Origin of the sequence: Burkholderia sp. M6-3 (assembly GCF_050858985.1) — a bacterium.
In the GTDB taxonomy this organism is placed as follows: Bacteria; Pseudomonadota; Gammaproteobacteria; order Burkholderiales; family Burkholderiaceae; genus Paraburkholderia; species Paraburkholderia caledonica.
Genome location: NZ_CP110091.1, coordinates 1,978,086 through 2,003,733, shown reverse-complemented (window position 1 = coordinate 2,003,733; position 25,648 = coordinate 1,978,086). Strand labels below are relative to the sequence as shown.

The 25,648-nt window shown below is 60.1% G+C and carries 22 protein-coding genes and 6 pseudogenes; 12 read left to right on the top strand and 16 right to left on the bottom strand.

Annotation, left to right across the window (positions count from 1 at the left end; genetic code table 11):
* The first annotated feature begins 6 nt into the window (after positions 1-6).
* The 3 genes from OH764_RS26435 to OH764_RS26425 all read left to right on the top strand — a co-directional run bounded on the left by OH764_RS26435 (position 7) and on the right by OH764_RS26425 (position 2,926).
* The gene (locus OH764_RS26435; RefSeq protein WP_498849107.1) at positions 7-294 is read left to right on the top strand and encodes a hypothetical protein; all 288 of its coding nucleotides are present in this window, start codon (positions 7-9) and stop codon (positions 292-294) included.
* 74 nt (positions 295-368) lie between these two features.
* Positions 369-704: a YbjQ family protein gene (locus tag OH764_RS26430; protein ID WP_498851304.1), complete on the top strand. Its 336-nt coding sequence runs from the start codon at positions 369-371 to the stop codon at positions 702-704.
* A gap of 953 nt (positions 705-1,657) precedes the next feature.
* Entirely contained in the window at positions 1,658-2,926 is a 1,269-nt protein-coding gene (locus OH764_RS26425; protein WP_408968216.1) for an IS256 family transposase, read from the top strand.
* A 693-nt stretch (positions 2,927-3,619) separates the two neighbouring features.
* On the opposite strand, the gene OH764_RS26420 is transcribed toward OH764_RS26425, so the two are convergent.
* The 3 genes and pseudogenes from OH764_RS26420 to OH764_RS26410 form a co-directional block, all read right to left on the bottom strand.
* Positions 3,620-5,233 carry an acyl-CoA synthetase family protein gene (locus OH764_RS26420; protein WP_498849106.1) on the bottom strand — a complete coding sequence of 538 codons (1,614 nt, stop codon included), beginning with the start codon at positions 5,231-5,233 and terminating at the stop codon, positions 3,620-3,622.
* A gap of 996 nt (positions 5,234-6,229) precedes the next feature.
* Positions 6,230-6,559: pseudogene (locus tag OH764_RS26415) on the bottom strand (hypothetical protein).
* Positions 6,560-6,593: 34 nt separating this feature from the next.
* Positions 6,594-7,313 (bottom strand): IS6 family transposase, encoded by a 720-nt coding sequence (locus OH764_RS26410; protein ID WP_498851303.1) that lies wholly within the window; start codon positions 7,311-7,313, stop codon positions 6,594-6,596.
* A gap of 1,045 nt (positions 7,314-8,358) precedes the next feature.
* Here OH764_RS26410 and OH764_RS26405 point away from each other — a divergent pair.
* Complete coding sequence (locus OH764_RS26405; RefSeq protein ID WP_498849105.1) at positions 8,359-8,823, top strand: hypothetical protein; 465 nt, start codon at positions 8,359-8,361, stop codon at positions 8,821-8,823.
* A 101-nt stretch (positions 8,824-8,924) separates the two neighbouring features.
* Here OH764_RS26405 and OH764_RS26400 read toward each other — a convergent pair whose 3' ends face one another.
* Positions 8,925-9,188, bottom strand: a complete 264-nt coding sequence (locus OH764_RS26400) for a hypothetical protein (protein ID WP_498849104.1) — start codon at positions 9,186-9,188, stop codon at positions 8,925-8,927.
* A gap of 190 nt (positions 9,189-9,378) precedes the next feature.
* Between OH764_RS26400 and OH764_RS26395 the strand changes: the two are divergent.
* Positions 9,379-10,029: pseudogene (locus OH764_RS26395) on the top strand (beta/alpha barrel domain-containing protein); the annotation flags it as partial.
* The gene (locus OH764_RS26390; RefSeq protein ID WP_498849103.1) at positions 10,007-11,101 is read left to right on the top strand and encodes a hypothetical protein; all 1,095 of its coding nucleotides are present in this window, start codon (positions 10,007-10,009) and stop codon (positions 11,099-11,101) included. The pseudogene OH764_RS26395 and the gene OH764_RS26390, both read left to right, overlap by 23 nt.
* Here OH764_RS26390 and OH764_RS26385 read toward each other — a convergent pair.
* On the bottom strand, positions 11,062-12,048 hold the full coding sequence (locus OH764_RS26385) for a ribose-phosphate diphosphokinase (protein ID WP_498849102.1): 987 nt from the start codon (positions 12,046-12,048) through the stop codon (positions 11,062-11,064). The two genes, OH764_RS26390 and OH764_RS26385, sit on opposite strands and share 40 nt — an antisense overlap.
* Before the next feature lie 33 nt (positions 12,049-12,081).
* On the opposite strand from OH764_RS26385, the gene OH764_RS26380 reads away from it, so the two are divergent.
* Positions 12,082-13,092, top strand: a complete 1,011-nt coding sequence (locus tag OH764_RS26380; protein WP_498849101.1) for an acetyltransferase — start codon at positions 12,082-12,084, stop codon at positions 13,090-13,092.
* Positions 13,093-13,190: 98 nt separating this feature from the next.
* On the opposite strand, the gene OH764_RS26375 is transcribed toward OH764_RS26380, so the two are convergent.
* Positions 13,191-13,487 (bottom strand): DUF1488 family protein, encoded by a 297-nt coding sequence (locus OH764_RS26375; RefSeq protein ID WP_498849100.1) that lies wholly within the window; start codon positions 13,485-13,487, stop codon positions 13,191-13,193.
* 211 nt (positions 13,488-13,698) lie between these two features.
* Here OH764_RS26375 and OH764_RS26370 point away from each other — a divergent pair.
* Both OH764_RS26370 and OH764_RS26365 read left to right on the top strand, forming a co-directional pair.
* Positions 13,699-14,510, top strand: a protein-coding gene (locus OH764_RS26370; protein WP_498846769.1) for an IS5 family transposase whose coding sequence is annotated in 2 segments (ribosomal slippage) — positions 13,699-14,038 and positions 14,038-14,510 — 813 coding nt in all. Because the reading frame shifts where the segments join, the coding sequence is not laid out codon by codon here.
* A 46-nt stretch (positions 14,511-14,556) separates the two neighbouring features.
* A complete protein-coding gene (locus OH764_RS26365) occupies positions 14,557-14,772 on the top strand; it encodes a ChaB family protein (RefSeq protein WP_498849099.1) in 216 nt (71 codons plus the stop codon).
* 39 nt (positions 14,773-14,811) lie between these two features.
* Here OH764_RS26365 and OH764_RS26360 read toward each other — a convergent pair whose 3' ends face one another.
* The 5 genes from OH764_RS26360 to groL all read right to left on the bottom strand — a co-directional run bounded on the left by OH764_RS26360 (position 14,812) and on the right by groL (position 20,007).
* On the bottom strand, positions 14,812-15,471 hold the full coding sequence (locus tag OH764_RS26360; RefSeq protein WP_498851302.1) for a dienelactone hydrolase family protein: 660 nt from the start codon (positions 15,469-15,471) through the stop codon (positions 14,812-14,814).
* A gap of 37 nt (positions 15,472-15,508) precedes the next feature.
* Positions 15,509-16,825 (bottom strand): erythromycin esterase family protein, encoded by a 1,317-nt coding sequence (locus OH764_RS26355; RefSeq protein ID WP_498851301.1) that lies wholly within the window; start codon positions 16,823-16,825, stop codon positions 15,509-15,511.
* Entirely contained in the window at positions 16,825-17,481 is a 657-nt protein-coding gene (locus OH764_RS26350; RefSeq protein WP_498851300.1) for a phosphoribosyltransferase, read from the bottom strand. The genes OH764_RS26355 and OH764_RS26350 overlap by 1 nt, the downstream gene beginning before the upstream one ends.
* A gap of 361 nt (positions 17,482-17,842) precedes the next feature.
* Complete coding sequence (locus OH764_RS26345) at positions 17,843-18,376, bottom strand: hypothetical protein (protein ID WP_498849098.1); 534 nt, start codon at positions 18,374-18,376, stop codon at positions 17,843-17,845.
* On the bottom strand, positions 18,376-20,007 hold the full coding sequence (groL, locus tag OH764_RS26340) for an Hsp60 family chaperonin (RefSeq protein ID WP_498849097.1): 1,632 nt from the start codon (positions 20,005-20,007) through the stop codon (positions 18,376-18,378). Before groL ends, OH764_RS26345 begins: the two co-directional genes overlap by 1 nt.
* 372 nt (positions 20,008-20,379) lie before the next feature.
* Between groL and OH764_RS26335 the strand changes: the two are divergent.
* Positions 20,380-21,030 (top strand): annotated as a pseudogene (locus OH764_RS26335) (BON domain-containing protein).
* A 224-nt stretch (positions 21,031-21,254) separates the two neighbouring features.
* Here the strand turns inward: OH764_RS26335 and OH764_RS26330 are convergent.
* From OH764_RS26330 to OH764_RS26320, 3 genes and pseudogenes are all read right to left on the bottom strand, one after another.
* Positions 21,255-21,950, bottom strand: a complete 696-nt coding sequence (locus OH764_RS26330; protein ID WP_498849096.1) for an IS6 family transposase — start codon at positions 21,948-21,950, stop codon at positions 21,255-21,257.
* A 32-nt stretch (positions 21,951-21,982) separates the two neighbouring features.
* Positions 21,983-22,192 (bottom strand): annotated as a pseudogene (locus OH764_RS26325) (carboxymuconolactone decarboxylase family protein); the annotation flags it as partial.
* Positions 22,193-22,258: 66 nt separating this feature from the next.
* On the bottom strand, positions 22,259-22,777 hold the full coding sequence (locus OH764_RS26320) for a hypothetical protein (protein ID WP_498849095.1): 519 nt from the start codon (positions 22,775-22,777) through the stop codon (positions 22,259-22,261).
* Positions 22,778-23,047: 270 nt separating this feature from the next.
* Between OH764_RS26320 and arsD the strand changes: the two are divergent.
* Positions 23,048-23,425, top strand: a pseudogene (arsD, locus tag OH764_RS26315) (arsenite efflux transporter metallochaperone ArsD).
* A 1-nt stretch (position 23,426) separates the two neighbouring features.
* Positions 23,427-23,921: pseudogene (locus OH764_RS26310) on the top strand (TRC40/GET3/ArsA family transport-energizing ATPase); the annotation flags it as partial.
* 37 nt (positions 23,922-23,958) lie between these two features.
* Here the strand turns inward: OH764_RS26310 and OH764_RS26305 are convergent.
* Both OH764_RS26305 and OH764_RS26300 read right to left on the bottom strand, forming a co-directional pair.
* The gene (locus OH764_RS26305) at positions 23,959-24,693 is read right to left on the bottom strand and encodes an IS6 family transposase (RefSeq protein WP_498849094.1); all 735 of its coding nucleotides are present in this window, start codon (positions 24,691-24,693) and stop codon (positions 23,959-23,961) included.
* The gene (locus OH764_RS26300; RefSeq protein ID WP_498849093.1) at positions 24,693-25,016 is read right to left on the bottom strand and encodes a hypothetical protein; all 324 of its coding nucleotides are present in this window, start codon (positions 25,014-25,016) and stop codon (positions 24,693-24,695) included. Before OH764_RS26300 ends, OH764_RS26305 begins: the two co-directional genes overlap by 1 nt.
* Positions 25,017-25,648 lie beyond the last annotated feature (632 nt).

The following is a 25,648-nucleotide window of genomic DNA, read 5'->3' as shown; positions in this document are numbered from 1 at the left end:
TTGGACATGGGCCAGACGAAACTGACTGCTCACCTGACGACGGTTGACGTCGAGATCACCCGGCACGAGGTTGTGGAACAGAATGCGGAAGCGATGACCATTAATATCACCGCGACGCCGTCATTCGACGCTGCAGCGCGATGGCTCCTTCAGACAGGTATGTTCCCGATCGCGCTGCCGTTTTCCCTTTGGGTCGATTTCATGCAAGGCTGGCAACGTGCGTGGTACCCGCTCTGGCAGCCGCGGCTGTCTGTCGACTCCCCAACGGTCCGGTCGCTCAAAGAATCGGAATAGTCGGTCGAATCGGGAAACGGTGCAGTTGCGGGCTTGTGAACCACTGGAAACGAACACTCAGCATCGAGACGACGATGATAGAGCGACATATGATTGCAACGGCGTTTGACCTTCCGGGTCACAGGATAGAGCGCTCCTTCGGAGTAGCTCGCGGAATCATCGTTCGATCTCGATCCATCGTTGGGGCGTTTGGAGCATCCCTCCAGACATTATTCGGTGGAAACATTTCACTATATACATCGCTATGTGACCGAGCGCGACAAGATGCATACGAACGCATGATCGCGCAAGCTGAAGGGCTCGGAGCAAACGGCATCATCGGTATGCGCTACGACGCAACAGAAATTGCAAGAGGAATCACAGAGGTACTTTGTTACGGGACGGCGGTCCACGCGACGTCGTTACACTAAAAAGCATGGTGCGATGTGATGTCGCGTAAGGGATTGTTTTGTCTGGCGTTGTTGGCCAGAGAGGAAACCGGTTGTTGCGTCAGCCGTAACCTACCGATGCATGCGGGATTGGTAACGATCCGGTGTGAAGCCACTGGGACAACGTAACCCGCTCATTGAGCGACGGCGATCTCGCGAGAGAAAGTTGTAGTCTGCCAGCGCCGCAGCGGATGGGGTGCAAGGTTGGGCAGTATGGTTAGCGAATGCGAACTGCTGATAAACGTCGTGATGAGTAGCAAGCCAAAGGCGCTGTCAGGCTTGAGCCAAAAGGCATACAGCCGGCTGTCCCTCTCATACGTCGGGACACACGGACTAACGACTGTCGGCGAAAAGGCGGAACCTAACCTGCTCTTATCCTTTATGCGGAACACAGTAAGCCCGATTGTCCGCCAGCCTCACAGTTCATCGCGCGGTATCTGGCAGGCAACCCGCAAGGGAAGCTGTTGGTCGAGAGGGTAAGAGAACGCGGAGAAAGCGAATGGCGGCCTGCAATGGGTCGCATAGGGGTTCGAGCTTTGCCCCGACCTGAGAGGGTGCAGACTTCCGCGTGGTGCAGTTGTCGCAGACCAGGATTTTAGATCCAACGAGGGGCAGCTTGTGAGTGAGCGGTTGGGCTACGGTTCAGCGCCTCTCGCCGCAGCAATGAGGCGGATCAACGACGTGACGTTTGCGAAGGTCGTATGAAGGCTGGCATGACCGGCGTCAGTATGACGTTTAATGCTGTGCTCGACCTGTATGCGCGGAAACTCGCACGTACAGTTCCCCGGGGGCCGCGTTTCCGAGAGGAAACGTGGCTACCCAATTGCTGATCGCGCTCTGAGCGCACAAACACATGGGCATTGGAAAAAGCTGACATGAGCCTGTCAGAATTTTAGTGTGCCGAGGTCATGAGACGATAACGGAAACAACGTCCTATGACCGAAGCAACTGTGACTAAGAAGATCAAGAACCCGAAGGCGCCGAAGCTGTTTCCCGATGAACTGATCGATCAACTGCTGGCGCAGATTCAAAACAAGGATGCGGAGTCGGTTCTCGGCGAATCGGGCCTGGCCGGGCAACTGAAGAAGCAACTGGCTGAGCGCATGCTGGCGGCGGAGCTCACGCATCACCTGGAGAACGAGGTTGAGCAAGGCAAGGCCGGCAACCACCGCAACGGCACGAGCCATAAGACGGTCATCACGCCCAACGGCGAACTGAATCTGGATATCCCGCGTGATCGGCAGGCAACGTTCGAGCCGCAACTGGTCGGCAAGTATCAACGCCGGCTGCCGGGCTTCGACGATCACGTCATCAGCATGTACGCGCGCGGCATGAGCGTGCGCGAGATCCAGGGCCATTTGCTGGAACTGTATGGCCTGCAGGTGTCGCCCGATCTGATTTCGACTGTCACCGATGAAGTGCTGGCCGAGGTCGAACAGTGGCAGCAACGCCCGCTTGAGGCGATGTATCCGATCGTGTATTTCGACGCACTTCGGCTGAAGATCCGCGACGAAGGCACGGTCAGGAACAAGGCGGTGTATCTCGCGCTGGGCATTCGCGCCGACGGCCGCAAGGAAGTGCTGGGTTTGTGGATCGAGCAAACCGAGGGAGCCAAGTTCTGGCTGAAGGTCTTCAACGAACTGAAGAACCGTGGCCTGCACGACATCCTGATCGCGGTGGTTGACGGTTTGCGCGGCTTCCCGGAGGCGATCGAAGCGGTCTATCCGGCCGCCCAGATTCAGACCTGCATCGTGCATCTGATCCGCAATTCGCTGAATCTGGCGAGCTGGAAGGACCGCAAGCCGTTGGCGGCTGCGCTCAAGCCGGTCTATCAGGCCGCCTCGGCCGAGGCGGCGGCAGTGGCGCTCGACGCCTTTGCGCAAAGCGAATGGGGCCGCAAATTCCCTACCGTCGCGGCCATGTGGCAACGCCAATGGGAACAGGTGATTCCCTTCTTCGCCTATCCCCCCGAGGTGCGTCGAATCGTTTATACGACCAACGCCATCGAGAGCATGCACATGCAGTTGCGCAAAATCGTCAAGAATCGCGGCCACTTCCCCAGCGACGAAGCCGCCAGCAAACTGCTGTATCTGGCCTTGCGCAACATCGAAAAGGATTGGAAGATGCCGCCTATCACCTGGCGGCAAGCTGTCAATCAGTTCGCCATTCTGTTCGGCGAGCGATTCACCGCCGCCATGAGCTGAGATTTTTTAACCGACCTCAGCACACAAAATTCCTGACACCTCCGCTGACATGAACAGCACTGTCCCCTTTGTCGTGTGCGGAAACTGTGGGGTGCGTATAGACGAACCCTTGTCGACGCCGTTGGAACAGCGCGTCCCGTGTCCAGTCTGTGGAACCAACGCGCGGTACGACGTCGCTGCCACTCCGCCAGTCGCCCGCTTCGATACGTACTATCCCATGATCTCGTACCCGGAACAACTACTGCTTGACGCTCAGGCCTCGGTTGAAAGCTGGCATGCCGCGATTGGCGCCCCGACGTTGCCGACGCTATCCTCGACCGGCTCGTACACAACGCACACCGCTCACGCTCTCCGGCGAGTCGATGCGCAAACGCCGAAATGGTTTGACCGACAAACAGGAGTCCGAGTAAAAACATTCATCTCCGCGTCGTTACCTTCATGCGCTCGCTTCGCCGTAGATTGCGCGCTCGAATTCCCGTGGAACGGCCGCTCGATTTGCGTGTAATAGGCAGTGCGGCTTTCGCGATGCGGGTCGCACGCAGGCTTTTCTCTCATGCTTCGGCCCGATCTCAGCCGCGGCTGAGCGAGTTGCCTGGTAAGGGTAGCTACGTTTCAGCCAGACACGTAGCCGACGATCGTCAACTTTACGGTGCCCGCGCGAGTGCAAGCAAGGTTCAATCCATCAGTGCTCGGCTACGACAGGGCGCGGCGCAACACCTTGCCCAACACGTTGACCGGTAGCGCATCACGGAATTCAAACGCGGAAGGGACCTTGTATGGCGCAAGGTTGGCGCGGCAGTGCTCAAGCACCGCTTCCGCCTTCAGTTCCGGTGTGGCGCGCACGACAAACAGCTTGACCACCTGACCGACCTTTGGATGGGCGATGCCGATGGCCGCCGCATCCTTAACGCCGGGACAGGACCGCGCAACATTCTCGATCTCGAACGGGAACACTTTGAAGCCAGATACGACGATCACGTCCTTCTTGCGATCGATGATACGCAGTGCGCCATCGGACTGCAGCAGGCCGACGTCGCCGGTCCGCAGCCAGCCGTCAGCGGTCAGTGCAACAGCAGTTTCGTCCGGCTGGTTCCAGTAGCCGCGCATGACCTGCGGCCCGCGCACCCAGACCTCGCCTGGTTCGCCAATGGGCAGCGGTTTGCTATCGTCGGCACGGACGCTGATCTCGGTCGATATCACTGGATAGCCCACCGTGCCAGTGAACGTGGTCTGCCCTACGCGATTCGCCGATACCACAGGCGACGCTTCCGTCAGCCCGTACCCCTCGATAATGGGTACACCGGTCGCCCGAAGCCACCGGTTTGCGACGTCGCGTTCGATCGCTGCACCACCGCCGATCACCAGACAGTCGGCGCGCCAGCGGATCGTGGCGAACCGCGGCAAGCGCAGCAACGCATTGAAAAGCGTGTTGACGCCGACGAGCGCGCTCGGGCGCACGCGCTCAAGCAGCGACGCCAGCGACGCGATTCGGCGTGGGTCGGTCACCAGGATATTATGACCACCGATAGCAATGAACGTCAGCAAGCTCGCGGTCAGCGCAAACACGTGGTACAGCGGCAAGGGCGTCACGACCGTCTGTGGGGTAACGCAAAATGCTGGCCCCAGCCACGCGCGGATCTGGGCGATGTTTGCGCTGAGATTGCGATGCGTGAGCGCAGCAGCTTTCGGCACGCCCGTGGTGCCGCCGGTGTATTGAAGCAACGCAATATCGTCCAGTTGCACATGCCGATGCGCATGACCGCTGGGTGCATCTGCAAGCGCCGCCCGGAACGAGCGTGTCGCGAGCCGGGTCGGCGGGAGCGCATTGCGTCGACTGCGTTGCGCGAAATCGATCACCAGACGTTTGAAACACGGCAACGCGTCGCCTATGCCAGACGCAATCACGGTATCGATGCGCGTCGTTCCAATGATTTCGTCGAGCCTGCAGGCAAAATTCTCAAGGATGACGATAGCGACCGCGCCGGACGAAACGAGTTGAGCCTGAACCTCGCGTGGCGTGAATAGCGGATTCACGTTGACTACCACGAGACCTGCGCGCATCGCGCCGTTGAACGCAATGACGTATGGCAGGCCATTGGGCAACATCAGCGCAATGCGCTCGCCGGCCGACAGCGCAAGCCTCTCGCACAGAAAGGTCGCGAAACGCGCCGAAAGCTCAGCAAATTTCGCGTAACTGATGGTATGGCCGAACGACGTGAATGCTGGCCTGGCGTGATAGCGCGCACATGCCGCGTCGAACATGTCGGGCAGCGTCTGCAGCGCCGCCTCTTCAATCGCATCAGTCATATCGAATGCCATGCCGGGTCGACAGCTTGTCACTATCGCGGACGATCTCTTCAGCGGATGGCGCGGGAGTGGCTGCCTCTCCAGCATGTAAGCCCAATTCGCCCGGCATTTTCCGCCTCACCTGTTGTCCGTCGAGCTGACGACAGCATCGAACAGCCCATTGACCTATCCCGTGGTACCGCCAGCCTGTGCCAGAAGTCGTCGTCGATAGAACTCACCGTGAAGTTGCCATTGGCGGATTGAACGGTCGCACCGATGCAGGGATACCGTTTCCAGAATAAGAGTATCCCAAGCGCCGATTTTGATCTACGTCATAGCGCCGCCTTCCGGATACGCGATGGAACCATCGATGCCACGGTGGTCCGCGGCGCTATCGGGAGCACGGAAAACCAGTGCTTTTTCGCTACGTTTCGGTTTCTTGTTGGACGTCACGCAGACGCTTTTTGTGAGCTGATAAAGAAGGCCCTGACGTTAGGCACATTTCAAAACGACACTGTCCACGCTTGGTGGTACGCCGACGTCAACGGGCTACCTTCCCGAATTCGACCAAAGCGGGCTAGCCATCAATCGGCGGACTGGACTCGTGGCCGCATTGTAAAGGTTAGCGAGATACGGAGCGCCCGAGAGGAAATAGAGCGCATCTGCCGCGATCTGGACACACAGCGAGGAACCTGGGCAGTTCGAAACGTAGGCCTACCCAACGCAACCCTCGCCGGGACAACGCGAGGTTACTTCCAATGCACACCTACGCAATCGAGGAGCGCGGGTGGCCGTTCGTGAAGTCGATGTGCGACGCAGAACCTGGCCTCGCATCACAGGCAAAACCATTCTCGAAGTACTCGGCGGCGGACTTTACTGGCCGCGGTCGCCTGCCCGATTGTTTGCGCCTTTACCACGCTCGTCACTGAGCTTGTGCCCACGTTAGACTCAGCGGATCAGGACTGACGACATGATGTTGTGTGCACCGTCGCCGGCTGCACGCCAATTAGTCACCCGTCACGGGATCGGCGGCACACCGCCCAGCTTCCGTTCATACACGCCGAAGTGCAGGTCGACCTCTTCCCGCGTCACCGCCTGGACCAGAATGTTGACCTGCTCTGGTAGCAGCCCCGGTAACTTGAGATAGCGCTCCCAAGTTGCGGTGCACAAACGAGGTCGTCGGCGAGCGTCGTCCCCAATCGTTATGTCGTGACATTGTTCCGGCCGGCAAACAATTTCGACTATGCGGGCTCGGGCGCTCATGTTGTTGTCAACCGCGAGTCTCACAAGCCCGGCCAGTTGATGCATCGCTTCTGTCGGAAAGGGTTGTGTCGCGTTAAGGGCGATGAGACGATTAGGAGCCCGAGATGAAGAGGATTGCTTACATCACGAGAGAATAGAATTGTTCGGCTGCAGTCGATGCGGCGCCATCGTCACGCATCTGCCCCTTGCGGATCATGTGCGCGATCTCTATGCCCGACAGGATGATGCGTGCACAGCGAAAATCCTTGAATCCCATCATCGGTTTGATGATGCGTTTGATGGCACGGTGATCCTGCTCGACGACGTTGTTCAGGTATTTGTTTTGCCGAACCTTGATCGGCGTTGAACGCTCGGCATTGAGCGCTTCAAGCGCAGCCAGATTCGCGCCGCTCTTGTCCAAGGTAATCGTCTCGGGCTCGCCGTTCTGTTCAATTGCCTTCTCGAAGTAGCGGCGAGCGGCGGCCTTATCACGATGGGCGCGCAGCAGGAAATCCACCGTATTGCCCGCCTTGTCGACGGCACGGTACAAATATTTCCATTGGCCTTTCACCTTGACGTAGGTCTCATCGACACGCCAGCTCTTGCCGACAGGCCGTTTGCGTTTGCGGAATGCTTTTTCAAACACCGGAAGCAGCTTGATAACCCACCGGTGCACGCTGGAATGATCCACATCGATGCCCCGCTCGGCCATCATTTCCTCAAGGTTGCGTAGGCTCAGTGAGTACGCCACGTACCACCGGACGCACAGCACGATCACGTCCAGCGCATAGTGCAGCCGCTTCAGTACCTCGCTAATGCCAGCGGGCAGCGTCTTGCGCGGCGTCTTCGTCTTTGCCATCATGCTTGTCATGCGTTGCGGTCGACGAATTTTACTTGACCGCGTTAATGCGACAAAAACGCCTGATTGGCATCGTGGCACTCGACGATCTGCTGCACACCACCGAAGAATTGGTCGACGAATTGCACTACGTGGCGGCGCGCCAGCCCAGACTGGAAGAAAAGCGTCGCGCTTGACGGCTTGCGGCGCAATGTTGAGTCGCGCTTCGGGCATTTCGCATACGGTTTATGGCTTGTTCTGCGTGCCCCGCGATGCCGTCGCTCGGAGGTTCGTTTGCAGGCCGTCTTGCAGCATTGATCTCGATCAATGGCGGGAGGCGTTCCCGCGCGTAAATTTCTCTTGACGTGATCTCTTCTTGTGACACAAAGGAGGATGGCGAGTGACTCAGCCACTCACTAAACTGCCCGTCAAGAGGGAAAGCGAAGGAACCGAGCGCCCTTGGTCGCTGCAGGCCTGGCAGACAATCGAAAGCTTGCGTCGGGAGATCGATCGTCTGCTTGAAGATTGCGACCGGGGTTTCCACTCGTCGCCTTTCCGTCGCTCAGGCTTCTATATCGAGCCGTTTACCCGCAGGGCGTTCGCGTGGACGAGTGCGCCAGCCGTTGACAAGCGACTTTCCAGAGCGGGGTGTTGACCGCTACCCCGCCGAAAACGCTGGAAGCAAAAAGGCTGAAAATAAGATACCGAAAAAAGCAGCGGGATATGCAGCGGTCACGCGTTGGGAAGGTGGCATCGACCACGTCAGGAGCGTCGCGCGCCAGCGGCTGCACGGGTTGCATCTTCCTGCATCGCCGCTTCGGAACGCGGCTGCGGACCGTGGCGCCCAGCCCCCCAGACAGGCGGCGTGCGGGTCGCGCTATACGAGTGTCGAGGGCGATCCCGGCAATATCTACACAGTTCAACCTGGCTATTGCGAATCATGAAAGACGCTCTCGAACGACGTGCACTGCTCCTTCACCTCGGACGCGTGCTGCAACTGACGACTCGAATTTGCGAAAGCAGACCCGCCACAGCGACTGTTGGCGAATTGATTGCGCAGAACCCGATGCTCGAAGACGAGCCCTTGCTGGAATACGTACTCCCCGGCTTGCTCGTCAAAGATTTCACCATGCATGCGCTACGCGCATTCTGTTTGTGGCCGCAGTATTTGCTGGAAGATCCGCTGGACCGAGACGCATTGGCCGCGTCAGTTCGCGACCATCTGTTCCGCGACAACCCGCGCGGGTGGCATGCGTACGTCGCGCAACTGCGGACTGAGGTCAAATGGTTTGGCATGGCCAAGGTACGCAGGCGGCTCGCCCGAGATCGAAGCACCGCTACGTCAATTCCGGCCGTGGCGGGTGACGCCATGGAGCTCGAGTCGTCTGCCGCCGGTAGTTCTGCGGCCGACGTCGAGCGCGACGCCGGCGCGGGCGATCGACCAGCAGAGAGCCTGGAAGGATTAACGCCGCCGCGCAGCACAGGCGGCGCAAATGAGCAGTGCCCGGCGAGCGCGAATGATTACGGTTAGGTACGCGTATCAGGTGCGCATACCCCCGCCTGAGAATACGCGCGCATACTGCGACGAGGCGTATGCAATCGACGCACACGCCGCCAACGCGGCGCGGATAATCACATCTGCCCGCCATCCAATTCCGGATACTCTCTCTCGAGTATTTCGAATACCCGCGCCGCCCTGCCGTGCAGCTCGTGCTCCAGACGGCGCTGCAGGAATTCGTCGGAACGGAGCCAGGTAAACGCGCTCAACACGTCTGTGGCCGTCGGTTGGACGTCCAGTATTTTTATGACGACATCGTCCTCGAAAGGGCCGATGATCTGCCGGATTTCGTTCGCGGTGGCCGGCTGCTCTGCCTGTGACACGATTTGGTCGTGCATGATTCGCTCCATCGGCCGCGTCCGCGCGTCCGCATGAAGAAAGGGTATGGGGTTGCACGCACCCTGGCCTTGACGTATATCAACCCGCGCGATGTCCCTTCGTCGACGATCGTCCCACGTTTCGCTCGACGGAGGCCGACCATGCTGGTGCGAGAGTTTGAACTTGGGATACCGGTCGACGAGTCTGCCGAGATTGCAGCAGGACGGCATTGCGATCAAAGCGGTGCGTATCGATAGCGGCGATCTCGCGGAGCACGCGCGGCGGGTTCGCGCGATTCTGGATGCCGGCGGGCTACCGCATGTGACCATCTTCGCGAGCGGCAATCTGGATGAATTCAGATTGCTGGAGTTGTTGACGTCGGGCGCACCGATAGATGGGTTCGGCGTGGGAACGCGTATGAACACATCGTCCGATGCACCTTATCTCGACTGTGCATACAAGCTGACGGAATACGACGGACAACCGCGCCGTAAGCGCTCAGAAGGCAAGGCTACATGGCCGGGCCGAAAGCAGGTCTATCGCCACTACGACGCAGGCGGCACCATGACCTATGACCATTTGACCGTCGAGGACGATCCGCGCTCGGGAGTCGCACTGTTGCAGCCGGTGATGTTAGCGGGGAAACGCACAGCACCGTCTCCGACTCTCGCGGAAAGTCGCGCGCATGCTCGCGGCCAACTGTACGCCTTGCCCGGACCGGTGCGTAACCTGACATCGTCAGGATCGTACGATGTCGTCGTTTGCGAACCCCTGAAGGCGTTGGCATCGATCGTGGATGCGGGCTTGCACTCCTGCCGCAGCACCGGAGACGGGACAGATGGACACGATGATGTCCGGTGAGGTCATTTCGAGTTCGGCCAAAGTGGCGCGACTTCGCGAGGCGGCCGCCTATCCGGAGGAGACGGCCGCCGTTGACGTGATCGAAACGCACATGTCATGGGTTTTTCTCACGGACCAATACGCGTACAAGCTCAAGAAGCCGGTGCGCTACGATCATCTCGATTTCTCCACGCTTGAAGCAAGGCAGTATTACTGCACTGAGGAACTACGCCTGAACCGCCGCCTTGCAGAGACGGTATACCTCGATGTCGTGCCGCTGACTGTGGACAGCAAAGGGGCCATCCAGCTTGGCGGCGAGGGCGTAATCACCGACTGGCTGGTGAAGATGCGCCGGCTTCCCGCCGACGGCATGCTCGATTGGGTGCTGACGCACGGCACTTCGAGCATGGATGACGCTCGCGCTGTAGCGAAGCGACTAGCGGAATTTCATCTGCGCCTGCCTTGCGTCGCCATCACGGCCGCCGACTATCGGCGCCGCCTGAGGCAGGGGATCGACGAATGCGAGCGTGAGCTATGTGATCCTGTGTTCGCGCAGTCCGTCTCGCAGGTGCATTCGCTGTGCCTCGCACAGCGCGAGATGCTGGCGCGCTATCAGGATAGCTTTGACCGGCGCGTTCGCGAGGGCAGAATCGTCGAGGGACATGGAGATCTGCGGCCTGAACACGTCTGCCTTGCACCGCCGCCGCCGCTCGCAATTATCGATTGTCTTGAGTTTTCGCCCGAGTACCGCACGCTCGATACAGTCGATGAACTGGGCTTTCTCGCGCTGGAGTGCGAGCGGCTAGGCGCGCCGGAGTTTGGCAACATGTTGCTGGAGACGTATGGCGCGGTGACGGGAGACAGCCCAGGTGCCGCGCTCGTTCACTTCTACCAGAGCTATCGGGCCGCGGTGCGGGCAAAAATTGCGGCGTGGCATCTGCGCGAGGAGATATTCCGCGATTCTCCGAAATGGATGGATAGGGCACGGCAATATCTGGATCTGGCGCAGCAACACGCACGCCGCGCCGAACACGCGTTTCGGGCGGCGGAGCCTCAAGCTTCCAGCAGTTCGCTAATCGATCCCCCGGTATGAATGCGCCTGATTGCTTCGGCGAACAAAGCCGCGCTACTCAAAACGACCAGTTTGTCTTGGACCTTGCCAGCCGGCAGCCTGAAAGGCGGCACCGTGTCTGTGACTGCGATTCGCGTCAGCGAATCATCGTCAAGTACTTCCGGCGCGTCTCCGACGAACAGGCCGTGCGATGCCGCGGCATAGGCTCGAGTGGCGCCGAGGGCAACGCAGGCCTTCACCGTGCGTGCAATCGTCGTTCCGGTGCTGATCAGATCATCGACGACGATCGCGCATTTTCCGTGCACGTCCCCGACAATCCGGTCTCCGCTCACGATCTCCTCGCTGCGGTGTTTCTCGGCGAACGCGCTGTCAACTGGCCGGTCGAGCTCGCGGCTCAGGCGCAGCCGGAACTTCTCGGATCGTTTGATGCCGCCAGCGTCGGGCGACACGACGACGACCTCGTCGTCACCCACGAGTGGCGCGAAATAGGAAGCAAACAGCGCGGTCGCCTGCAGATGGTCAGTGTGGCAGCGAAAGGCATTCTGATACGCGGCGAGATTGTGTACATCCATCGTAATGATCCGATCCGTACCGACTGCTTCGAACAGGGCAGCGACGTAGCGGGTCGTGACCGGATCACGGACTTGCGATTTTTGATCTTTGCGCGCGTAGCCCAAATAAGGCACAACCGCGGTCACGGATGCCGCGGAAGCGTCTTTGAGTCCGCCGATGAAAAAAAGCAGTCTGCAAAGCTTGTCGTTGACGGTTTGACTGTCGTCTCCATGCAAGGACTGCAGAACAAACACATCTCGCCCGCGTACGTTGACGAGCGGGCGGGATTTGTGCTCGCCATCCTCGAAAGCTCGCTCTTCATGCGTACTCAATTCAACGCCCAACCGGCGGCTTACACTTTTGCCAAAAACATGCGTCGCATCGAGTGCGAACAACAGCAGTTCAGAATCGGTCATGATTTGACGGCGCTCCCTTCAAGGTGACAAGGCATGAGACATTTCGACGTGTTCAATGGCGATGCTGACGGGATCTGCGCACTGCATCAGCTGCGTCTGGCGAAACCATTGAGATCTTCGCTGGTAACGGGTGTCAAGCGCGACGTCCAACTGCTCGCTCGCGTACCGGTCAGGTCCGGCATATCCGCGACGGTGTTGGACATCTCGCTCGATGTCAATCGGGCGGCGTTGCTTGCGTTGCTCGGACACGGCGTCGAAGTCGAGTACTTTGATCATCACTATTGCGGGCAGATTCCTGAACATCCCAATCTGAAGGCGCACATCGATACGGCGCCCGAAATCTGTACGAGCATGCTCGTGGACCGTCATGTGCGAGGCGAACACCGTCTTTGGGCCATCGTTGGGGCCCACGGCGATAACCTCGCGCGCGCGGCCCGAACGCTTGCTGAGAGCCGCGCACTCACATTTGAGCAAGGCGAACAACTGCGTGAACTGGGGGAATCGCTCAATTACAACGCCTATGGCGACACCGAGGCCGACCTTGTGATTCGGCCCGCCAGGCTTTACGAACTTTTGCGCCCTTATACCGATCCCTTCGATTTCATCGCGCACGAGCCGATTGTGCGAGTTCTGTGCGATGCGCGACGCCGGGACATGGCGTTGGCACTGAAGCTGTCTCCCCAAACGGATTTTGCTTGCGGAGCAATCTATGTATTGCCAGATGAGCCATGGGCACGCAGGGTGCGCGGCGCTTTCGGAAATTTTCTGGCGACCAGCTTTCCTGACCGCGCCCACGCCGTGCTGAGCCGGCGTGCTCAGGGAGATTACGTAGTAAGCGTGCGCGCTCCGCTGGCGAATCCTCATGGCGCCGTCGACCTGTGCAGACGGTTCGTAAGCGGCGGGGGCCGGGCGGCTGCAGCGGGCATTGGTCGGCTTCCGCATGATCGTCTGACGGATTTCACTCTTGCGTTTAGAAAAGCATTCGTCATATACGCGCCGTCTCCGGCCGCTTGTCCCGGGACCATGCCGCCATCCGCGCAATGAGTGCTTGTGTACGACGGGTTGGATGGTTTCCGGACACTTGTGCTTTAGACGCCGCATCGCGAAGAAGCACGCTCAGATGAAGAGACGATAATTCATATTCAGATGCAATCGGGGCGTGCAGCCGACCTGAACCGGAAGTGGCCGCTGTGCAGTAGCAATTGATTCGTGTCCACCAGATGAAGAAGCTCTCGGGCGGTGTTCTGTATTTCGGTTCGGTGGCGGTTGAACGCGGTTAGCAGATCGGCCGAAGACGATGATTTTGCGCCAAAATGATCTTCAAGTGCCTCGGCTGAAATCGCGCAGTCAATGCTCTTTCCGTCGACGCGCGCACCAAATCCAATAGTCAGATCGGAGCCGTGATACTCCGGTGCGGTGGGAGGGAATGTGATGCGCATGGCGATACTCCTTCGAGATGATGAACTGCTGTTGTACATTCATCATCGACTCGAACCTGTATGACGCGCTGATCCAAATCAAAGGGTGGAGAGGTTCGGGCATTAAGATTGGAGCGGTTGACTTAGAAGCTGTTGCGAAATTAAGTTCTGGGCCTGTTAACTTTTCTGACTTGGTGTTAACTTCCTGTCTTGTTTTGTCCAACAGGAAGCGATGCCTAAAGAACTCATCGACGACGAATTGTGGTTGCTCATCGAACCGCTTTTACCTGCTCGGGCACCGCGCAATCGCCAGTATGCGGGCCGCAAGCCGACTCCCGACCGTGCCGCGCTGACGGGCATTGTGTTCGTACTGCGCTCCGGCATTGCGTGGAATCTGCTACCGCAGGAGATGGGATGCGGTTCGGGCACCGCCTGCTGGCGGCGGCTCGTGGCATGGCAAGAAGCAGGAGTCTGGCAACGCATCCACGAAACGCTGCTGGCCGAACTGCGTCGCCGTGGCGAAATCGACTTGTCACGAGCGCTTGTAGACAGCTCGTCGATTCGCGCGATGCTGGCGGGAAAAAAACCGGCCCGAATCCCACGGACCGGCGCAAGCTCGGCAGCAAACACCACCTCATCGTCGACGCGAAAGGCATCCCGCTCGCGGTCATTCTGAGCGGGGCGAACCGCCACGACGTCACCCAGCTTGATGCACTCGTCGATGCCATTCCACACATTAGAGGCAAGCGGGGACGCCCGTTGCATAAACCGCAAATCGTTCAGGGCGACCGGGGCTACAGCTCGGAACCACATCGACAGCGTTTGAGAGAGCGCGGCATCACGCCGGTGCTCGCAAAGATTGGCTCGCCCCATGGCAGTGGTCTGGGCAAAACGCGTTGGCCAGTCGAGCGCTCGATTGCATGGCTTCACTCGTTTCGACGCCTGAAGATTCGCTACGAACGTTATGCCCATGTCCATGAAGCCTTTCTGTCCCTGGCTTGCGCCTTGATTTGCTGGACGCGACTCAGGCCAATGTTTAACTAATTTCGCAACAGCTTCTTAATGGGTTTCTGTCATTTTTGGGAGAGACATGCCTTACTACTCCAACTCGGATTTGCCTGCGTCTGTGCGAGACCACTTGCCACTGCATGCGCAGGACATCTATAGGGCCGCCTTCAACCATTCTTACGCGGCGCACTACGGGGACGCGCGCCGCGAGGAAATTGCCCATCGGATTGCGTGGGCAGCGGTGAAGCGCTCCTACATCAAGGATGGCGCTACCTGGGTGCCGCTGGCGAGGATCTGAACCGGCTCGCATCGCGGGACCGATGCCAGAGCGGGCCGATCATCCAACCGGAGCGTGCGGCAGATAGATCGAGAACCAGGCCGCCGCGAGCCGTGCGACTTCTTCCAGCGCACCCGGCTCTTCGAACAGGTGCGTGGCGCGAGGCACCAGGATCATCCGATGCTCACATGCCAGCCGGTGGGCAGCCACCTCGTTTAATTCGATTACCTGTGTATCCCATGCACCGACGATCAGCAACGTTGGCGCACGCACGCGCGCAAGCGCCGCGTCGGCGAGGTCAGGCCGGCCACCGCGCGACACGACGGCGCGTACCCGTGCCGGACGTGCCGCGGCGGCAATCAGCGCGGCGCCCGCGCCGGTACTGGCGCCGAACAGGCCGACGTCGAACGTCGCGGTTGCCGGGAAAGCCTTGAGCCAGTCGATCGCGTCGGTCAGGCGTCGCGCGAGCAAGGGAATGTCAAAGCGGTAGAGGCCCGTTTCCATGTCCTGATCGCTTTCGTCGCCTGTCAGCAGGTCGAAGAGCAGGGTCGCGAGCCCTGCCTGCTGAAGGACCGCCGCAACATCCTGATTGCGGCGGCTGAAGCGGCTGCTGCCGCTGCCATGCGCAAACGCGACCACCCCGCTGGACTCTTCGGGGATAGTCAGGATGCCGTCCAGCGTGACTTCGCCAGACGGTATCGATACGTCGCTCGTCCGGATCTCATGCATAGGGTGCCTCCACCTCGCATCGTTGTGCTCAGGCTGCCTGTTCCGGACTCTCACGTCGATGCCACTGTTGCGGCGCATCGAGCGGCTCCACCGCACTCGTCTCGTCGAGATGGAACAGCGCGTCGAACTGGTTCGGGAGAGACGTCCAGAAATAGTGACTTTCGCGTTCCGTTTGCGGCAGATAGATCACGCCGATCGCCCGTTCGAGCATGGCTTCCCGCAACGGTTCCGACGCGACCCCTTGCAGTGGCAGGAAGAAGCGGTCCAGTCCGGTGCTGTGGAACAAATATTCGTAGCTGTTGTGCAGCGCGGGACGTACCCACTTGTGCTCGACATCGCCGCCCCATTCGGACGCGGCCGAAACGTGCCCGGTGTAGGTGCTGAAACCGACAAGCAGGGCGCTTGCACCGACCGCTTCACGTACCAGTTGACCGAGATTCCACTCGCCGCGCAGATGCGATTCGGTCGCACGCGCATCACCCACGTGGGAATTGTGCGCCCAGACGATGACACGTCCCGTGCCGCCGCGCCGGACCCGGTAGTGGGCGAGGGCTGACAGGGTGCGGTACATATGCGCGTCACGCAGATTCCAGGTGTTCAGGCGCCGCCCGAACATCGATCGATAGTAGTTTTCCGCGTCGACGACGACTTCAGCATTCTGTTGCGCAAAGAACTGCGCGTCGATGGCCCCGAGGCCATCTTGGGATAGATGCTGGAGTGAGTCGGCGCGCAGCTGCAGCAACTGCGCGACCACGCCTTCGTGCGCATCAGGCCGGACCCCGACAGCGGTTGCATATCCGTAGGCCTGCGGTTCCCGCACATGATCGAGCGCGGCATAGCGCTCGCGCGCCACTGCGGCCTGCCGCGGATCGACCTGTTCGAGATAACGGATGACTGCGTCGGCTGACTGGTACATGCTGTACAGATCGAGTCCGTAGACACCGACCCGCTCTTGTGGCGGGAGTCCGGCGTTGTGCGCACGCAGCCATATGATGAAGTCGCGCATTTCGCGATTGCGCCACATCCAGGTCGGGAAACGCCGGAAATCGCCAAGCGCGGCGTCAGCGTCGGCGTCGTCTTCGTGCTGCACGAAGCGGTTCACGCGCCAGGCATCGGGCCAGTCGCCTTCGATTGCGACTGCGTCGAAACCGCCCTCGGTAATCAGACGCCGGGTAATCTGCGCCCGCATGCGATAGAAATTCTGCGTGCCGTGGGTGGCTTCACCGAGCAGGACCACTTGCCGGCTCCGTGCCATTTCCAGCAACGCGTCAAAGTCGGCGTCATTGTCGTTGAGCCGTTGTGCGAGCTCGCGCACGGCGAGAAACGGTGTGGTGACGGGGCGCATCACGATACGTCCTGATGGGAGCGCGCGAGGAGGGCGCGCACCTCCGCATCGCTCGTCTGCCCGAAGTCCTGGTAGTACTGACCGACACCGCCGAAGTACCGCATGCTGTATGTACAAACGAACTCATCCGCGAGATCGGTGAAACTTTCTGCGATGCCGTGTGGTGCAACCGGTACGGCCACGACGATTCGCGCCGGTTTGCCGGCGGCGCGCATCGCCGCAATCGCGACGCGCATCGTTGAGCCCGTGGCGATGCCATCGTCGACAAGGATGAGCGTTCGGCCCTCGATGTTCAACGGCGGCCGCTGTGCGCGATATAACGCTTCTCGCCGTGCCAGTTCGCGGCGTTCGTCATTCAGCACGGTGGCGATTTCCGGTCGGTCGACCCCTGCCATTCGGATCGTCTGCTCGTCGAGATAGAGTGCGTTGCCGGATGCAATTGCGCCCATGGCCAGTTCCGGATAGTGCGGCACTCCCAGCTTGCGCACGACCAGGACGTCCAGTTCAACGCATAGCGCTTGCGCGACTTCATAGGCCACCGGAACGCCACCACGCGGCAGTCCCAGCACGACCACATCGCTACGCCCCGCGTAGGCGCCCAGTTGCCGTGCAAGCATGCGTCCTGCTTCGGCGCGATTGCGGAACAGTGGCCCCATCTCCGTCCAGGCCTGATTCACGACGTCACCACTTTGTAATCCAGTCCCCCGGTCCTGCAACGATACGTGCTCATATGTCGTCTCCCTCTGGATGCGCGGTTCGATACGACGGGTGACAGCGCAATTCCAGTTTTGACAATTCTGGGCGTTCAATCGAAGCAGTGCTTGAGATCGATCAAGAAATGAGCGTGAGACGAAGGCCCATCAAGAAGTGCAAGCATCGTGACGCAATCGTGCCTTGTGCAAATGCGAGCCTCGGCGCGCGAGGCCAACCAACGGCAGTTGCGTCGCATCGGTTCATCGCGAATGCATGGCAACGCTGCACCTCGCCTGAAGAGAATGACTTCGCCCGAACAGGACGTCATGGCCGACGGACCGGATAGCGGCTCCGCGTGCGGGCTCGCGGAGCTGAAGTGCGGGAGAGGGCGAGCGCGAGCGGCTCAGCGTGAGAAAGCGTAGCAGCTGTCCGGGCGAGCGGGTGCCGCGTCATTTTCCCCTGGACGGCCGGCCATCGTTCGCGAGGGCCGCGAGCCTTGCTCCGCTTCGGCACGTCTTTCAGGCGCAGAGGACGGCGCTGATCCTGCAAATGAGCGATGCTGACGAGCGTGCCGGCTTCGTTTGCACCCCTGTCGTGACGGGTCATGCGTTCGATCAGCCCCAGCAGGCCCACCGCCTTGCGCAGGCGCGCCGCGCTAAGCCGTCCACTGGACAGCGGGGGCAGGTCGTCGGCGATCGAGGAGGCATGACGGATCTCGATCCGGCAAACGGATGCCCTCTCGTCGAGCACAATCAACACTTCATACAGTCTGGCGTCGTGTCGGGCGTCCCGGTAACAGAAGCTGAAACGGGTGACGGCGGGCCCCCGGCCCGGCGACGGCGCTATCGGCGCAGGCATTATGCGCCTCCGCGGTAGAGATCTGACTCGACGCCAAACGGCGCCATGGCCGCTGCCGCTGACCGGCTCGCGACCATGCAATCGGTCGTCAGCAGCAACGACGCGACGGAGACCGCATTCTGCAACGCCGTGCGCGCGACCTTGACTGGATCGACGATGCCGGCCTCGATCATGTCGCCATACTGAGCGTGCGCCGCATCATAGCCATATGAGCCGCTCGCCGCTGCAACTGCATGCACCACCGCCTGGCCGTCGGCTCCCGCGTTGGCGGCGATCTGATGCAGCGGTGCCGCGAGCGCATTGAAGACAATTCTGGCCCCCGTATCTTGCATCTGCACATCCCGCCCAGATTCGAGGAGCACGCCTCTCGCGCGCAGCAGCGCGACGCCACCGCCCGGCACTATGCCTTCCTCAACCGCCGCGCGGGTTGCGTGCAACGCATCCTCGAAGCGGTTCTTGCGTTCGTGCAGCGCGGCTTCGGTCGCGGCGCCCACTTTGATCACCGCGACGCCGCCGGCGAGCTTCGCCAACCGGCTCGCCAGCGCATCGCACTCACGTCCTGGCCCAAGCGCCTGCATCTGTTTCTTTAAGCCGGCAATCCGCTCGTCGATGCGTTGGCGATCGCCGCCGCCCGCGACGATCGTGGTTGTCCCGGGCGTGAGTTCGACGCGTCGCGCGGAGCCAAGATCGTCAAGGGTCGCTCGTTCGACGGCACGCCCCGTTTGCGGCGAAATGACCGTCGCGCCGGTCAAGGCGGCGAGATCGGCCAGCTGTCCCGAGCGGCCCTCGCCGAAGCCGGGCGAACGGATCGCGCAGCATTTCAGGGTTCCGCGCAAATGATTGACCACGAGGGCGGCCAGTGCTTCGCCCTCGACTTCGTTGGCGACCAGCAAAAACGGTTTGCCGATTGCGCTGACCGCTTCGAGTACGGGCAGCAAATGCGCAACTGCAGTTATCGCGGTGTCGCAAAGCAGGATTCGTGGCTCCTCAAGCACGACCTCGCGACTTTCCGCTTCGACGAAAAGTGGCGACAGGTAGCCGCGATCGATCAGGGAGCCGTCGACCGTCTCGAGTTCATCGTCGAGCTTCGAGCCGTCCTCTATGCTGATCGCGCCATCTTTGCCGACGCGCTCGACTGCCCGCGCGACCAGCTCGCCGATACTGCCGTCACCGCTTGCCGAGATGGTCGCGATCTGCCGCATCTCGTCGATGGTCGAGCAGGGCCGCGCGAGGCGATGCAGTTCCTCGACAACGCGTTTGCCGGCTGCCTCGACCGCGCGCTTGAGCGCCATCGGATCGTGGCCGGCCGTCACGCACTTCATGCCTTCGACCATCATGGCCTGCGCGAGTGTAGTGGCGGTCGTCGTACCGTCACCCGCTATTTCACTCGTTTTCGTCGCGACTTCGCGCAGCAATTGTGCGCCCATGGCCTCGAAACGATCCTGCAGTTCTATTGATCGCGCGACTACCACGCCGGAGTTTGCAATCAGCGGAACTTCCTCGGGCCGCTCGACAATGACGTTACGACCACCGGGGCCTAAGGTCACCTTGACGGCTTCAGCCAGCGCGTTGACGCCGTTGAGCAGCAGGCGCCGCGCAGTGTGATGAAAGACCAGCGACTTGGGCGACATAGTTTGTCTCCGGATAGATCAAGGCTTATTCGACACCCGGTTCTGTCGTGGAGGCTTGATATGAATCAATCTGCTTTTGACGGTAAACCCTATGCTGTGCGCCATCAGCTACTGGAGAAGCTTAAGCGTGCAATTGGAGCGAGCGCTCCGCTCCAATGAGCGGGCTCTGGCAATCATCCGCGAACGCTACGCCGACTTTGGTCCGACGCTGTCCTGCGAGAAACCACTGCCGAGCTTCAATGCTTGATCGACATCAACATCTCCAACGAGAGCGGAGCGATGTTGTGTCGGTGCACGACGCCATGTTCGGATACCGGCCTGACCGGGACGCCCTCCTATGTGCTATGTCAAGCGGACCTGCGGGAGACACGCATGAAGGCAGACGAATCGTTGGTGCGGGATATTGAACAGGAGCTGCGTTGGGATCCTGCTGTCGATGACCAGCGGATAGCCGTGGGCGTTCACGACCGCATTGTCACACTCGCCGGCTCCGTGCGAAGCTTCACACAGAAGATCGCTGCGCAAAAGGCGGTGCGGCGCGTGGCCGGGTGTCGCGGACTTGTTCTTGAACTCGAGGTTCCGCGCCCTTCGCCGGCACTGCATCGGGACGAGGACCTCGCCAGCGCAATCGTGGCGGCGTTGAAATGGCGCGAGGAACTCAAGGATTGCGCAATACAGGTCGAAGTCGAGCGCGGCTGTGTGACGCTCACGGGCGGGGTCGAATGGGGTTATTAACGGCATGCAGCTGAATTGCTCGTGAGCAGCATGCGCGGCGTGCTGGGCTTCGTCAACCAGATCGCGGTGCGCACTAACGAGACCGAAGTGGAGGTCGGTGCCCAGATTGCCGCCGCACTCGCGCGGTGGGCGGAGCACGAGTGCGAGGGCATCGTGATCGACGCACGCGACGGCGTGGTTACGCTAACGGGTACGGTTCGCTCGCTGGCGGAAAAACGTGCGGCGTGTCAAGCAGCCTGGTCAGCGCCGGGCGTCGGTCAGGTCGTAAATCATTTGATCGTCGCGTGAAGCGGGCGGAAGACGCCTGCAAGCCCTGACGTCAGTTCCGCCCCGCTTGAGCGCCGAGCTGTCACCGGAAACGGCGGCCGGCGCTCTATAACGTTGATTGGGAGTCGCATTCGACATGGAAGAAAAAGGCGATTACACGGGGCTCACGATCATGCTTGGCATCATCCTTGGTTTTGTCGCGGTAAGAGCACGATGCAAACAAACGGCAGTTTAAGAAGGACTGCTTATGCCGCCAGTGAGTAGAACTGCTCGGCATGAGTGTATCCGAGGCCACGGACTTGCATTTGGCCCTTGGCGATCATATGCATGAGCTCGATGCCGCTCAACAGGATCCGGGCGCAACGAAAATTCTTGAAGCCAAGCATAGGCCGCGTGCGTCGCTTGATCGCCCGATGATCTTGCTCGACAACATTGTTCAACTTGTTCTGGCGAATCCTGATCGGTGCTTGCCGCTCCTCGTTGAGAGCATCCAGCGCGGCCAGGTTCGCACCGCTTTTATCGATTGTCACCGTCTCGGGTTCGCCGTTTTGCTCGATTGACTTTTCGAAGTAGCGCCGCGCCGCGGCCTTGTCGCGATGGGCACGCAGCAGAAAATCCACCGTGTTACCCTCTTTGTCGACTGCGCGGTACAGATACTTCCACTGGCCTCGGACCTTGATATACGTTTCATCCATTCGCCAGCTCCGGCCGACGGCTTTCTTGTGGCGGCGGAAGGCCTTCTCCAGGACCGGCAACACCTTGATGGCCCAGCGGTGCACAGTTGAATGGTCGACCGAGATTCCGCGTTCCGCCATCATCTCTTCCAGATGTCGAAGGCTCAGCGGATACGCCACATACCAGCGCACGCACGTCAGGATCACGTCGAGTGGATAGTGCAAACGCTTGAGCACTCGTGCCAAGGCTGGATTGAGAGTCATCATCAAGCGTCCGATCGTTCGTATTGTCAGAGTGCATGATACCCGGCGCTTACTGCGACAAAGCCGGCAATCGCAATCCCTAACGCCACCAGCTCCCGCGTCTTTCGGTTCAACGCCCCGTCTTTTGTCCCAGCCGCGGCGAGTTGGTCGAATACCGTCATCAACTCGGGTTGTGACGCGCGCATCGCTCGCATTTGAACCGATACCGCGCCTGTCAGGTCTTTGTAGTTGGAAATACCGCTCATGTCCGCTCCTGTAGTTGGCGAGCATTTAAGGCTGGGAAGTCGCCGGTAATCGATTGCTCAGCATGTCTACTTTGTACTGGCAGGCGGTGGGCCGCCCCGGTATTGCTGCTGCCACATCATGTTATTCATCATCTCCTGCTGCATCCGCAGGTATTGGTCAGTCATATATTGACGCTGCCGCAGTTGCTCGGGCGTCAGGTGTGAGTAGTAACCACCCATATGGCCCCAGCCCCCCATCATCCCGGGCCCAGCGCCACCCATCATGCCTGGGCCCATTCCGTGGCCCATCATCCCCGGGCCCCACATCCCGTGCATGATTGTCATCGCGCTTTGCATCGTGGCCCAGTGCTGCTCAAGTAACTTCTGGCGTTCCTGTGGGTCCTGAGTTTTGCGAATCTGGTCCATCTGCGTCTGCATTGTCTTCATTTGCTCCTGAAGCTGGTCCAGATTCCTGTCGAACTCAGCAGCGCCGGCGGGCGGCGTTTTCGAACTGCTTTGCGGTGCACCTGTGTCCCTGGAAGCAGCTTGCAGGACCGGGGATGTCAACGCGATACCGGCAGCCATCGCAACTAGAAGCTTTTTCATATTTCCTCCTTGTGGACGTGCGACACGGCGACACAGCGTGTGCAGTCTTCGTGCACTACGAGGGTACATGTCAGCACCGCCCTTCCCTTGACGCTTGTCAACGAAGCAGCTTGAGGCGACTTGCAAGCGAATCGATTCTCCATGAGGGGAAATGCCGTTCCATCGTCTGTGACTTGACCGAGGTCAATGACGCGTCCCTCAGAGGGACGAACATGACGGAGTGGATGCGGCTGCGGTCTGGCCGGACAGGTCGAATTCGTGGGAGCAACGATGAGCAAACTTGAAGTGTTTGAGCCGGCCATGTGCTGCGCGACCGGCGTCTGCGGGGTGGACGTGGACCCGACCCTTGTTCAGTTCAGCGCCGACCTGTAATGGCTTGCTGAGCACGGTGTCGATGTCGTTCGGCACGGCCTCGGACATGATGCGGCCGCGTTTGCAGCCAATCCGGAAGTGGTCCGGGAGATGCATGCGGGTATGGACCGCCTGCCCATCGCAACGGTGGATGGCCGGATTATCTCAACCGGTGTCTATCCGTCACGCGCCCAATTGATTCAAAAGCTGGGTCTCGAGGTTCCCACTGCCGAAAAGCCGCACATCAAGGTTGGGAGCTGCGGCTGCAAGCCCGGCGAATGTAGAGCGGCGCAATGATATGACGCTCCCTCTTGTTACAACTCGCCATCTCTTTTTCACCGGCAAGGGCGGCGTCGGTAAGACGTCGCTCGCGTGCGCAACGGCGGTGCAGCTGGCGGAACAGGGTAAGACTGTGCTGCTTGTCAGCACCGACCCGGCATCCAATCTCGATGAGGTGCTCGAGACTCAACTTTCCGGCCGACCGACGCCAGTTGCCGAGTTTCCAAACCTCCACGCGCTGAACATCGACCCGGAACTCGCTGCGGCGGCCTACCGTGAGCGTATGGTCAGCCGTTATCGAGGCGTGTTACCCGATGCGGCAATTCGCAGCATGGAGGAACAGTTTTCCGGTGGCTGCACCGTCGAGATAGCGGCGTTCGACGCCTTTGCCGACCTGCTGGGCGGTAGTGCCACCGCGAAGGCGTATGACCACGTCATTTTCGACACCGCACCCACGGGGCACACGTTGCGTTTACTGACACTGCCGTCGGCCTTGAGCAACTTTCTGTCGACGGCTCTGGTGCAAATAGGCGGCGTGGCGGCGAATTTCCTTATAGATATGTACACCTTATCGATTGAACAGCAGCAGTCCAGACGGAGGGTGCAGTGGTATCCTTGAGCCCGAGAGCGCAGAGGTCAAACTGACCCTTGCGAATGCGATGCATCAACTCGATGCCGGAGATCGTGGTCGCAGCACTCCTGAACCGTTTGAAGCCGAGCATCACATTCGTTCTGGACCTGATGTTGCGATGGTCCTGTTCGATCAGGTTGTTCAGGTACTTCGAGGTCCGCACCTTCGTCTCCTCGGGCAGCAGGCCATCGGCCTTCATCTCACGCACCGCCCGGCGCGAGGCGGCATACCCGTCGAGTGTAATTGTCTCCGGCGGCTGGCCCTGATGCCTGATGGCCTTGCTGAAAAAGGCTTTGGCCGAAGCCACGTCGCGCTTTGCCCTGAGCATGAAGTCCACTGTCTGGCCGGCCCGATCTACCGCCCGATACAGATAGACCCACCTGCCACGAATCTTCAGATAGGTCTCGTCAACCCGCCAGGGCCGGCCTGCCGGTATGGCAAACCGATTCCAGCGCCTGACGAACTCCGGTGTAAAACGCTTCACCCAACGCATGATCGTCGTGTGCGCCAGCGACAGTCCCCGCTCCGCCATCATCTCGACCAGATCGCGCAGGCTGAGCTTGTAGCGAAGGTACCTGCGTACGCACAGGACAATGATCTCCCGATCAAAATGCCGACCATCGAACAAGTCCTTCGGGCTTTTTCGCTTGCTCATCACTGACTACCAGGTTGTTGGGCTGACAACTTTAACCGATCTGCCAAGCCTATTTTCACCAGAGCCCTTGCCAGTACTTCCAGCCACCAGCGCTCGTGGCCGTCGGCATCGCGCAGGTAGAAGAAGCCGCCCAATGTGTTGCCGCCGACTTTCGCGATACGCAGGCCGCGCAGATAGAACAGCGTGAACAGACATCGTGCGCACAGGTAGCGCTCCCGCTCGTGCGGCGAGTCCTTCGGCAGGCTATCGATATGGAGCTTCACCTCGTTCCACAGTTCGCGGTCGAGGTCGCGCGTGATGCGAGGCTTCGTGTGGCCGCACATCAGTCACTCGACATGCGCGCTCGTCGGCAAGTGGTGCATTGCGATTTTCCGGGTGCCGCAGCCTGCGACTGGATCGGCCGATCGATCTGCCATGGGCGTCCGAGCTTGCCGTCTGTACCGTTGCGGCGTGCGCGTTAAGCGGCACAGTATAGCCGCCCTTAGCGTGACAGACATCGCGCGCTCTGCGTCGCCGCGCTGATTCTGAGGCACGCTTCGGTGCTGGAACGTTTCGTGGCCGAACGCACTCTGCGGGCTAACGCGCATGCGGCGCACAGTGCTCCCATCCGATCTTTATCAGGCGTAGCCACCGGCCAGTACCAGACCGCAGCATCCGCTCTTCACCGGTGCGCGCACGGAACAGCTGATCCAGGCAATTGCGGCGGTAACCCGTTGTTCGTTCCATCACCGGGCGGAAATGCGCCATTCATTCTTGACGTAGGTCAACGTCACAAGCCACAAGACGCCTACATTTTGCTTGACCGGTCGCGATTCGCCCGGGAGCGGGCGATGCCACGAAGGTGGGGGCGTTCTTTCGAAGAGCGATGTGCAGACAGGTGTCAGATCAGGAGCGTTAAGATGTCAGATAGCCCGATGAAGCATACGCATGCCACAGGGGCAAATCGTCGGTCCAG